Annotated in this window: 7 protein-coding genes; all 7 read right to left on the bottom strand. The window is 52.6% G+C overall.

Annotated features, from left to right (window positions below):
* Window positions 1-54: 54 nt before the first annotated feature.
* The 7 genes from IRJ17_RS17900 to IRJ17_RS17870 all read right to left on the bottom strand — a co-directional run bounded on the left by IRJ17_RS17900 (window position 55) and on the right by IRJ17_RS17870 (window position 10,907).
* Complete coding sequence (locus IRJ17_RS17900) at window positions 55-777, bottom strand: thioesterase II family protein (protein WP_173597316.1); 723 nt, start codon at window positions 775-777, stop codon at window positions 55-57.
* A 394-nt stretch (window positions 778-1,171) separates the two neighbouring features.
* Window positions 1,172-2,149 (bottom strand): LLM class flavin-dependent oxidoreductase, encoded by a 978-nt coding sequence (locus tag IRJ17_RS17895; protein ID WP_242771334.1) that lies wholly within the window; start codon window positions 2,147-2,149, stop codon window positions 1,172-1,174.
* A 62-nt stretch (window positions 2,150-2,211) separates the two neighbouring features.
* On the bottom strand, window positions 2,212-2,496 hold the full coding sequence (locus IRJ17_RS17890) for an acyl carrier protein (RefSeq protein ID WP_122966472.1): 285 nt from the start codon (window positions 2,494-2,496) through the stop codon (window positions 2,212-2,214).
* An 80-nt stretch (window positions 2,497-2,576) separates the two neighbouring features.
* Window positions 2,577-3,611, bottom strand: a complete 1,035-nt coding sequence (locus IRJ17_RS17885; RefSeq protein ID WP_242771332.1) for a BtrH N-terminal domain-containing protein — start codon at window positions 3,609-3,611, stop codon at window positions 2,577-2,579.
* A 60-nt stretch (window positions 3,612-3,671) separates the two neighbouring features.
* Complete coding sequence (locus IRJ17_RS17880) at window positions 3,672-6,092, bottom strand: ATP-binding cassette domain-containing protein (protein ID WP_242771330.1); 2,421 nt, start codon at window positions 6,090-6,092, stop codon at window positions 3,672-3,674.
* Window positions 6,082-6,561, bottom strand: coding sequence for a type II 3-dehydroquinate dehydratase (locus tag IRJ17_RS17875; protein WP_122966469.1), 480 nt, complete (start codon window positions 6,559-6,561; stop codon window positions 6,082-6,084). The genes IRJ17_RS17880 and IRJ17_RS17875 overlap by 11 nt, the downstream gene beginning before the upstream one ends.
* Window positions 6,562-6,593: 32 nt before the next feature.
* The gene (locus tag IRJ17_RS17870) at window positions 6,594-10,907 is read right to left on the bottom strand and encodes a beta-ketoacyl synthase N-terminal-like domain-containing protein (protein ID WP_242771328.1); all 4,314 of its coding nucleotides are present in this window, start codon (window positions 10,905-10,907) and stop codon (window positions 6,594-6,596) included.
* Window positions 10,908-10,923: the final 16 nt, after the last annotated feature.

Here is a 10,923-nt window from a genome sequence, read left to right as displayed (position 1 = left end):
AAACGAACCCTTCACCAGTCACTGGCAAGGGTTAGCTGCTCGCATACGCGCGTCTTATGCAGTTAAGGTGCGATTGATAATTTCAATCACTTTCTCTTCTTCCTCATGGATGAAAAAATGTCCGCCGTGGAGGGTCACGATCGTACAGGATTCGCTTGTATACGCTCTCCATTGGCTAATATCGTCTGCCGTCACGAGGTCATCGTCATCGCCTGTCAAAACCGTCACATTGATGTCCCACATTTCCGGGGCCGCTTCCAGCAAATAGTTTTCGACGTTTTTGTAGTCGCCCCGCAGAACAGGCGTGAAAATTTGCATCAGTTCCCGGTTTTCCGCCACTTCCTTGGGCGTGCCGCCAAGCTGGATGATTTCCTGGATGAACTCGTCATCCGGCAAGTGATGAATCTTTTTCTTGTCGCGAATATGCGGGGGATACATCCCGGATAAAAACAGATGGCGCGGCTTTTTCCAGCCGTGCTCGCAGATTTGGTTCATCAGCTCACAAATGTACAGCGTTCCCATGCTGTGTCCAAACAACGAGTATTCGCCATCGCCGTTCTGCTCCCTGATAAACGGAAAAATGTCTTTGACGCCGTCTGGCAAGGAAGGATAAAAAGGTTCGCGAAAACGCCGCCCTCTTCCCGCCAGCTCTACTGGCACCAGCTCAATTCTGGGGTCCAGCCCCCGTTTCCACTTGCTAAAAGCAGTGGCCGATCCGCCTGCATACGGCAAGCAAAACAACTTCATGCAATCCGTAGAGCCGCTATTATTTTCCACTTTGTTTTCCCCTTTGTTCAAGCCAAGCCTGATTGATCAAGCCTATTTTCGGGCATAGCTCCGCCATTTCGTGTATCGAATCTGTATACACTACACCATGTCGTATGGCCCCTGAGTTACTCTAATGTGCCTAAGCTTCAATAAAATACATCAGGTTGTTTTGACGAGGATATAGGAAAAAACTTTCCCTCTCGTTCGCTTTCATCTGGCAGGGCAAGTTTTATCACAAATAAATTTTAGAAAGATAACTTTTGTCTGGCTAAAGTTATCTTTCTAAAATCACCGTATATCATGTATAGTTCAAAATAACAAAAATGCATTTATATGGAAACCATTACGAATATACTACCTCATGCCCGTCCTCCTTGTCAATGCGAGGAAAGGTTGGCTGTTTTTAGGAAACAGGCTGAACCGCGTCCATCACGCCTGCTCGATCAAGCACCTGTCTCACATGATGCAAATCTTCCTGGGAACGTATGCAGCTTAAAATGACATGCTTGATTCCCAGCTCTTTGTATTGGCGGAAATAGCTCGCCACCTCGTCGTAAGAGCCGACCAGCAACGGGCCGCGGAACGCCTTGCCTTGCTCGACAGGAAAATAAATCCGCTCTTCTTCTTCCGTATAAAATCCGGCCATTCTCCCCTGCTTTTTCACAATTTGCATGAAGCGCATCGGAACTTCCTCTTTGGCAATCTCCAGCGCTTCCTGAGAAGTCGGGCGCGCGATAATCCCCAGCCGGCAACACAATTCCACATGGGAGTCGTAAAGAATGTCAAAGCTTTTGACAAGCTGCGAGACCGGGCTTGCCAACTGGATGGCGACATCGACCGACTGGTGGGCAGCCTTTTGAAACAAAGTGGAAGCGCCTGGCATAAAAATAATCGGCTTCAAATCTTCCTCGACCTTGGCAAACACTTGCAGGTCATGATAGGTGAAGTATTTGCCTTCGTAGGTCAAAGGCTCATTCGAGTCGAGCAAGGCTCGCAAAATCTCGATATATTCGACCAGCCGATCAAACCGCTCTTCGGCCGGAACCGTATCATGGACTTGTCTAAGCTCCGATGGCGATTGACCGGGGATCATATTTAGCGCCACCTTGCGCCCGAACAAATGAACAAGCGAGTGGATCATTTTCGCTGCTGTGAACGGCGGAATCGTATTTGGCTGCAAGGCGATGATCGGCAAATGCTCCTTCGTAGCTTGCAAGGTGCTGGTCGCCACAATCCACGGATCGAGAGTCGTGTGCTGATAAAACAGCAAGGACCCGGTAAAGCCGTTTGCCTCCAGCAAACTCGCGGCCTCATGGATGATCTGGAGCTGATTTTGGTCATTGTGATGGAGCCACATCGGTAAATCTGCATAAAATTTCATCGGTTTTTCCACCTTTCAAAAGAAATGATATGCTCTGGCAAAAGAGCCGAGCGGTTGTCGTCTTACTGGCTCACTTTGCCCTCGATGTAGGCAATCAACTGCTGGATCGTTTCAAAAAGTTCGACATTTAACATGTCATCGTCAAATTGAAACCCAAACTCGTTTTCAATCGCTACCACCAAGCGAATAAAGCCGAGCGAGTTGATCCCGACATCCTGCAAGCGAATGTGCTGGGAAGAGAAATCAATTCCGCTCTGCTGCACTTGTTCTGGACCTACTTGCAGCTCTTGCATCTGGCTCATGTAGATGTGCACCAATTTTTCTTCAATTTCGTTTTTGGTTATCATCCAAGTATCCTCCGTTCATTGTTTGGAAAATAGAAAAGGCTTTGCTCTGCTTGGGCAAACGGCCGAGGAAACGCGAAAAACTACAATAGTTGCGGCTGATGCCTTTTCAGCACGCTCAAAAACTCCTCGATCGCCAGCGCTTCCGCTTCTGCTAGTTCATCGAGATACCGCATGATTTTATGCAAGGTCGCCTCTTCCAGCTGCATGTAAAATTTCAGCATGAGATTGCGCGTATTCCGCGCTTTGCGCTCAATCTCGCCATACGCCGCACGAAGCTGATTGGGCGAGGTCAGATAGTCGGTGTGTTCCTCCATGTACTTGATCCGGGCTACCATCAAGTTTTTGTGCTCCCACAAGCTGTGGACGTGACGAACGTCGAGGCTGGCCTTGCCCGCAAGCAAGCGCTCGTAATAGTCTTGCAGGCACGGGTATGTGTCCAATCCGTAGGCGCAATGATCCCACGGATTGGCAACCATGCGAAATCGCCTGGACGTGTTGCTTGACTTCAAATATTCTTCCAGCGTTTCCTGCACCAATGCCAGATCAAACTCATACGCTCCCGCATCCTTCACCTTGTACAAGTAGATGCGATTGCAAACGGCCTGGTGATCAATCTGGGCGATGCTGTCATACGCCAGCGCAAAGTCTTGGAAGGACGCGCTCGTCGTGGCCAGCATCTGTTTGTCTGTAAAGCCGAGCAATTGAAAGGTTTCGTTCTGAAGATCGACTCCGTGCACCAGCACATCGTGGGAGAAATGGCTTTTTTGATAGACCGCGCGCTCGGGAATGTAAAACTCATCGACATTCAGGTACACATAGTAGCCTTCCAAGAGGCAATCGCGAACGAAATCGACGATGTTTCTGTTGACGATGCCCATCGTGCCCCGCTGCAATTGCTCGACGTGCAGCCATGGATTCAGCGTGTAGTCGTGAATGTAAAACGTAAACGGAACAGGCGGATCAGGGCGCTTGTCGAAGCACACCTGGATAAAATTGCTGTATAGCCAGGGCAGACTTCGTTTGTCCTGCAAGACGATACATAGAGGAAAGGCAAAAAATTGATAGCCGTAAATGGGCGGCTGGACGACTGGCAGCGTTACGCTCTTCACAAGCATCTCCTCTTTTCCGTTTCGAATCAGGATTTTTCGTGCATGGCTACAAGCAAGCTGTGCCTTTTATTCCAAAAAGGGAGCGATCATCGAGCCAGCCAGCTTTTTGATTTCTGCGGGCGCTCCTTTGGCGATGATTTCTCCGCCCTTGTGGCCCGCGCCTGGTCCCAGCTCGATCAAGTAGTCACAATAGGAGAGCACGTACGGATCGTGCTCGATGAGCAGGACAGAGTGCCCGCTTGCGATCAGCTTGCCGAGAATCACCAGCAATTTTTCGGTGTCATAGTAGCTGAGTCCGACAGTCGGTTCATCCAAAATGTACAAGTAGCTTCCTTTGCTGCTTTTCCCCAGCTCTCTCGCCAATTTCAAGCGCTGGGCTTCCCCGCCGCTCAATGTAGTGAGGCTTTGCCCGATGAGGATATAGCCCATGCCAAGCTCTTCGATTGTGCCGAGCATCTTGCTGATTTTGGCGTGATCCTGGAAAAACTCGTGCGCTTCGGAAATCGACATCTCCAGAATGTCGGAGATCGTGCGCTCTTTGTAGCGAACTTGCATCACTTCCTGCTTGAATCTCTTGCCTCGGCAGGAAGGGCACGGATCGCTGAACGTCAGCTGCCCCAGCCATCTTTTGATATGCCCGTTTCCGTTGCAAACCGGACACGAGCCTGTCGAGTTGAACGAAAAAGAGCTGCGCGTAAACTGAAGGGCGATAGCCTCCTCCTGCATGGAAAAAATATGCCGGATGTGGTCCCACACCCCCAAAAACGTGGCTACGCAAGAATTTTCATGGCGGCGTGCCAGCTTTTGCGTAACGACGATGCAGCCATCAATGTTTTCGGCTCCGGAAAGCTTGGCGTCGGCTTGCGCATGGGCAAAGTCGTCGTCGTGCTCCTCTTCCTCCTCCACCAGCGGTTTTTGCTTGCCCGCTTTTGCCTTGAACGATGACTGGAGCTTGGGAATGAGCGTATCGATCACCAAGGAGCTTTTGCCGCTGCCGGACAGTCCGCTGATTCCGACGATGGCGTGCAGCGGTATATCGACATCGATGTTTTTCAGGTTGTTTGTTCGCGCGTTTCGGATCGACAGCTTGGCAGCGGACGCGTCCACACCGCATGCGTATTCTTTGCGAGGATGCTTTTTCTCGCGCAAATACTGGGCAGTGATCGAATTGCGGGAATGGAGAAAGCCGGGGAAGCTCCCCTGATAGACGATCGTACCGCCAAGCTGGCCAGCCAAAGGGCCAAAGTCGATGATGTAGTCGGCATGCTTGATGACGCTTTCATCATGCTCTACGACAATGACCGTATTTCCCTGTTGCTTTAACCGATGAAAGCTTTCGATGATCTTTTCTTTTTCCTTTTCGTGCAATCCGGCTGTAGGCTCGTCAAAAATGTAGATGATCGAATCAACCTTTGCCGACAAATGCGACATGATGTGCAGCCGCTGGGTCTCCCCTCCGCTCAGCGTCGGGATTTCGCGATACAGGTTCAAATAGGACAAGCCGACCGTCTCCAGACAATCCAGCTTGCGCAAAATCTCTCCAAGCAAATGGGCAATAAAAGGAGTATGCGGCCGCGCCGTCTGGTAATGCCGGAGGAACGCTGCCAGGTCGCCTACGTTCATCTGGCTAAGCTGTCCGATATGCTTGTTTTCGATCGTGATGGAAAGCGCTTTTGGTCCAAGCCGGAACCCTTGGCATCTCGTGCACGGCCGCGTCGTCTGCAGATCGGGAATTTGCTGTACGTTGATCTTTTTCAGCTTTTCCTCAATGACGACACTGACTCCGTAAAAGATCAGGTGGCCTTTGCTCTGCGTCCGCTTGGGGCGATAATACAAAAACGCTTCCTTGGCTTCCCTCGGCAAATCGGCAAAAGGCGTGTCCGCGCTCAGCTGAAAGTGCTTGGTGAAATTGTCCAGCCGCTTGTACACGTACTCCTTTTCCTCTTTTTTCGCGTTGGGGAATTGGTAGGCGAACTGATGCCAGCGTTCAATCGTTTCGCGCTCAGACGGCAAAATCTTCTCCACGTTCACCTCGACCACGCTGCCCCGCCCTCCGCAAGCCGGGCATGAGCCGTGCGGAGAGTTGAACATGAACAGCCCCGGCACAAATTCGTCCAGTTGGTAAGGGCTTGCCTCTTTGCCCGCTCGTTGTCCCTCCTGGGCATAAATGATCGCCAACAAGTTGAGGATGCGGGTGACGGAGCCGACGACCGATCGCGGGTTCAGATTGCTGACCGTTCTCTGCTGTACGGCAATCGTCGGACTCAGTCCCTGGATCATGTCAAACGAGTCGTAGTGCAGCACATCATGCGCAATGCCCAGCGCTTCCAAATAAATGCGCTGTCCCTCGTGATGCAAGGTGTCAAAAATAAAGCTGGATTTCCCCGACCCGCTGACTCCCGTGACCACGATAAATTGCTGCTTGGGAATCGTCGTTGTAATGTTTTTCAGATTATGCAGCTTGGCGTTGTAGACTTCAATGTGCACCCGTTCTCCATTCCTTCCCACTGATCGATGTTCGCTGTTCCTTGACGTGCTGCATGATCCCTCGCAAACCAAGCTCGTACACATTGGCCTTCAAGCCGATCACATGTCCCACAGCGTTTGCGAAAAAGATCGATTCAGCATGCCAGCCGCCCCGTTCAAAAATATTGGACATGTGCACCTCGACATAGGGAATGCCGACTGCAGTCAACGCGTCCAGTATCGAGTATCCGGTCTTGGAGAAACCCGCCGGATTTATAACCACACCGTCCAGGGCATGCAGTTGCTGTTGAATGAAATCGACAATTTCCCCTTCGTGATTGGATTGAAAAAAGAGGACGTCCACTTGCCATTCACCAGCCAGTTTGTTCAGCCTGTCCTCGATTTGCTTCCAGGTGACGGTCCCGTAAATTCCGGTTTCCCGCAATCCGAGCAGATTCATGTTCGGTCCATTGACAATGGCAATTTTCATATCGTTAATCATTCTCCTACGTGGCATGCGCCCTACTTTATCTGATTTTTTGCCTCTGCCCACAAATCGGCGACTCCGTCAGCGCTGGGGATAGCCACCAGCAGACGTTTCACTTCGTCCAACAATTGCGCGACAGTGTCGTGGGCAAATTGGTTGCTGTCGTATTCGGCCCGGATCGTAAAGTGTTCCTCTCCCGGGTTGACAAACAGGCGCAGCGGAAGATGGAGTTGACCGCTGCTCTCGGCTTGAAACGGCCTTTGCTCGCCAGCTTGCCCCTGAAACGGGAAATGCGTATACACGAGGCTTCGCGTGTTGATCACCGTTTGCAAAAAATCGAGCGGGATTTGCGACCACTGGGCAATTTGCTGCAACGTAATGTACTCGTAGCGCCTGATGGTCACGATTTTTTTCTGCAAGGCGACAAACCACGCTTTGACCTGATCGGTGTCGCTGTAGGTCAGCCGGACTGGCAGACTGTTTGTGAACAATCCGACCATTTTGTCCATTTGCTCGATTTCCGGGACCCGTCCCGATGTAATCATCCCGATCAGCACGTCATGCTGTGCGAACAAGCGCGCTTGCGCCAATCCCCATGCACCTAAGACTACCGTATTTATCGTTAATTGGTTCTTTCTGGAAAATCCTCTTACAGTATAGACCTCGTCTTGCGCAAGGGCAACACTTTTCACAGCACTCACGTAGCTGTTTCGCTGGCTCGGTGTCGTCTGCACAAACTGCTCGTGATAGCGGAACTTGCCTAGCTCCTCTGTCCAAAAACGCTTCGCTTCCTGGTCATCCTGCCGTTTTTGCCACTTCACATAGTCGAGGAAAGGAGTCGCTTGCATGTGCGGCTCGCTGATGAGCGATTCGCCAAGCTGATAGTTTGCCCATACTTCCTGCAAAATGAGATTCATGCTCCAGCCGTCAAACAGGGAATTTTGATAGGTCCAGACAAATTGATAGCTTGCCTTGCTGTATTGGATGAGCTGGAAACGCATCTGCGGAACTTCATCCACCTTGAAGTTTTTTTGTCGTTCCTCTGCGATCCATTCGCCCAAAGCGCGCTGCTGCTCTGCCTCAGACAGCTTTGTCCAATCAAGCACGTCGATAGAAACCTCTACTTGTCTTTTCACGAATTGCACCGGGTTGGATATCCTTCTCCAGATAAACCCGGTTCGCAGCACAGAATGGCGGTCGATCACTCTCTGCCAGGCCATCCGGAAATCGTGGAGCCTCAGTTCCTCCGCAATCGGGAACGAGAGCACGTTGACAGTGCCCTGTCTGGCGTGAAGAATATTGTGGTTCAAGACAAGCAGCTGCATGAAGGTCAGCGGATAGACGCTTTCCACTTCTTGCACATCCACTGTACCCCGCAAAATTTCCTGATCGGCCTGGCCGATGCTGAAAAATAGTGTGCCTGGCGTGACATCTGGCAGAGCGTTCCCGGATGATTCGCTGTTGCTTTCCAGGCTGATCTGCCTCGCCCGCTGCTCCTGTATGGTCAGGTCTTCCCCCGCCACTGCTTCCGTCGACGGCTGGCTGTCGCTTTCCAGTCGAATTTGCTTCGCCAATTCCTCCATCGTCGAGTAATCAAACAGCAGATCGGAGGCAATCTCAATCTGCTGTTCTTTCAACCGCGAAGCGAACTGGATGGCCGTCACGGAATCGCCGCCCAGGTCAAAAAAGTCGTCATGGACGCCGATTGGTTTTTTGCCGAGCAGTTCCTCTAAAATGGTGCACAGCCACGCGGCCATGTCCTCCTGTCGCTGCTGGCGCGGCGGCTGCTCGGGAGCCGAAGCGCTGGCGAGCGATGCCAGCTTTTCTGCGGGAGAGTCAGTAGAAAAGCTCGCCAGCAGTTCTTCCAGTTGCCGCATCTGGAGCGCATTTAGCGTGTAGCTGGCCTGTCCGTCCCGGATGAACTGGTCGCCCTGTTTGATCAGAAGCGCAGATGGAGACAGCCGCTTTTCGCTGCCAGATGTGTCCACAGGCGCTGCGAACGATCGCTCAATCCAGTAATATTGCCTGTCAAAAGCATACGTCGGCAAAGGCAGTCGGCGCGGGTGCTGTGGCGCATGGACGTTTTTCCAGTTGATGCTCGCCTTGTACAGCCACAGTCGCCCTAACGAGCCAAGCAGCGTTTTGCAGGCGGATTCGCTTTCCGTGGAAGCAGGCAAGGAAGACAGCAATGGCGCGGAGTGGAACTGTTCGCTTGCTGCCAGCCGTTCAAGCTGCTTGTTCCCTGGACCCACTTCGAGAAACACGGGCTTTTTCACCTGGGCAAGTGCAGGCAAGCTGGCGACATCCATCCCTTGACCGGAAAAGCCGACCAGCTCCCGCCAATAGTCCAAGGAGGTCGCCTGTGCTTCCGTTATCCACGTGCCACTTCGATTCGACAAGAACGGAATCGTCGGTTGGCCAAGCGCGATGTCTGCATGGAAATCCCCGCGGAAAAACAGCAGCTGCAAAGCGTCTTCCCAAGCCAAAACGCCTGCGAGACACGCACTGACGTACTCCCCGAGCCAATCCCCCGCCATTGCTTTCGGCGTCACTCCCCAGTGAAGCCATAGCTGCGCCAGCGAGTATTCCAGGATGAACAGTGCGATTGTGCCGTGGGGCGAATCATTGTCCAGCATCGCGTTGGCATCCAGCCGAAGCATGCGTTCCGCGAACCGGAAGCATTGATTCATCTGCTCCCGCAAGAAAGGGATTTGCTGATACAAGTCGCCATGCGTGGCGCTCCCTGCTGGTGAAAAGACAAAAACGACCGCCTTCTCTTCCGCGCTCCCCTCTATCTCGTTGCAAACGAACCGCAGCTTCTCTGGATGGGCAAGCGCCTCTTGCCCATGGCACAGGACAATCCCGCGAAAATCGAACGACTCCCGGCCTGTTTGCAGCGTGTAGGCTACTTGTGCGAGGTTAATTTGCGGATTTTCCCGCAGAAAAGCGAGCACATTTTCATAGTTGCGCTGTCTCGCCGCACTTGTTTTCCCCGAAATCGTCAGCAGTTGCCACTCGTTCGCTTCTTCCCGGAAGTGCATCGCTGGAGGCGCTTCGACAATTACGTGCGCATTGGTCCCGCCGATGCCAAACGAGCTGACGCCAGCCACCCTTTTGCTTGCCTCCGCACGCCAGCTCACCGGGGTGTTATTCAACCGGAACGGGCTGTTCTCCAATTCGAGCTGCGGATTCGGCTTTTGCAGATGCAAGAGCGGCGGGATCGTTTCGTGGTGGATGGCGAGAACGGTTTTGATCAGGCCAGCGATGCCGGAAGCGGTGTTCAGATGTCCCACATTCGCTTTGACCGATCCGATGTAGCATGGATCGGCCGGATCGCGCTCCTTGAAAACTTCCTTGAGGGCCGCCATCTCTACCCGATCCCCCAATTTCGTTCCTGTGCCGTGTGCCTCCACATAGCCAATCTCGTGCGGAGTCACTCCGGCCACTTCCATCGCTTCGGAAATGACTTGAATCTGGCCCTCGAACCCGGGAGCGGTGTATCCCACTTTGCCTGCGCCGTCGTTGTTAATGGCCGAACCGCTAATGACTGCGTAAATATGATCCTTGTCCTGGATGGCCTCATCCAGCCTTTTGAGCACAATCACGCCCACGCCATCGCCGAAGACAGTTCCTTCCGCTTTTTCATCGAAGCAGCGGCAGTGTCCATCCGGCGATTCGATGCCCCCTTGCTTGTACAAATAGCCATGCTTGCCGAGAAACTGGACAGACACGCCTCCCGCCAAGGCCATGTCGCACTCCCCGTTCAGCAAGCTCTGGCATGCCAGGTGCACGCTCACCAACGAGGAGGAGCAAGCCGTCTGTACAGAAAAGCTCGGGCCAGTCAAATTCAATTTGTAGGAAACGCGTGTCGTCAAAAAATCTTTGTCGTTTCCGACCTCGATTTGGCGATGGTCCAAAATGCGCAGCAAGTCGGGACGGCTGACCACATGCGTCAAATATTTGTTCGCCCCGATCCCGGCGAATACGCCTACCGCTCCGTCAAGCTGCGACACGCTTTGTCCGGCATCCTCCAGCGCATTCCAGGCAGCTTCCAGAAACAGGCGCTGCTGGGGATCAATGATTTCCGCTTCTCGCGGCGTATATTGGAAAAAGGCTGCATCAAACCATTCGATCTCTGTCAGTTGACCGCAAGCCGGCACATAGTCCGGCCGATCGAGCAGAGCCGGGTCTACGCCCGACTCCAACAGCTCCTCTTTTGTGAAAAAGCGGATTCCTTCCACGCCTTCGACCAGATTGTGCCAGTACCGCTGAATGTTTTCCGCTTGCGGAAATTTTCCCGCCATGCCGATGATGGCGATTTTCTCGCTGAGCGCATGAGCATTTTCCATCGCGATTTTCCTTTCC

Source organism: Brevibacillus parabrevis, assembly GCF_022701015.1.
Lineage (GTDB): Bacteria > Bacillota > Bacilli > Brevibacillales > Brevibacillaceae > Brevibacillus > Brevibacillus parabrevis.
Note: the sequence above shows the minus strand (reverse complement) of the source record. Positions and strands in the feature narration are given on the sequence as shown.

Coding starts and splice junctions, on each gene's coding strand:
- IRJ17_RS17895 (WP_242771334.1), bottom strand. CDS start 2,149: ATGAAATTTTATGCAGATTTACCGATGTGGCTCCATCACAATGACCAA.
- IRJ17_RS17890 (WP_122966472.1), bottom strand. CDS start 2,496: ATGATAACCAAAAACGAAATTGAAGAAAAATTGGTGCACATCTACATG.
- IRJ17_RS17885 (WP_242771332.1), bottom strand. CDS start 3,611: ATGCTTGTGAAGAGCGTAACGCTGCCAGTCGTCCAGCCGCCCATTTAC.
- IRJ17_RS17875 (WP_122966469.1), bottom strand. CDS start 6,561: ATGAAAATTGCCATTGTCAATGGACCGAACATGAATCTGCTCGGATTG.
- IRJ17_RS17870 (WP_242771328.1), bottom strand. CDS start 10,907: ATGGAAAATGCTCATGCGCTCAGCGAGAAAATCGCCATCATCGGCATG.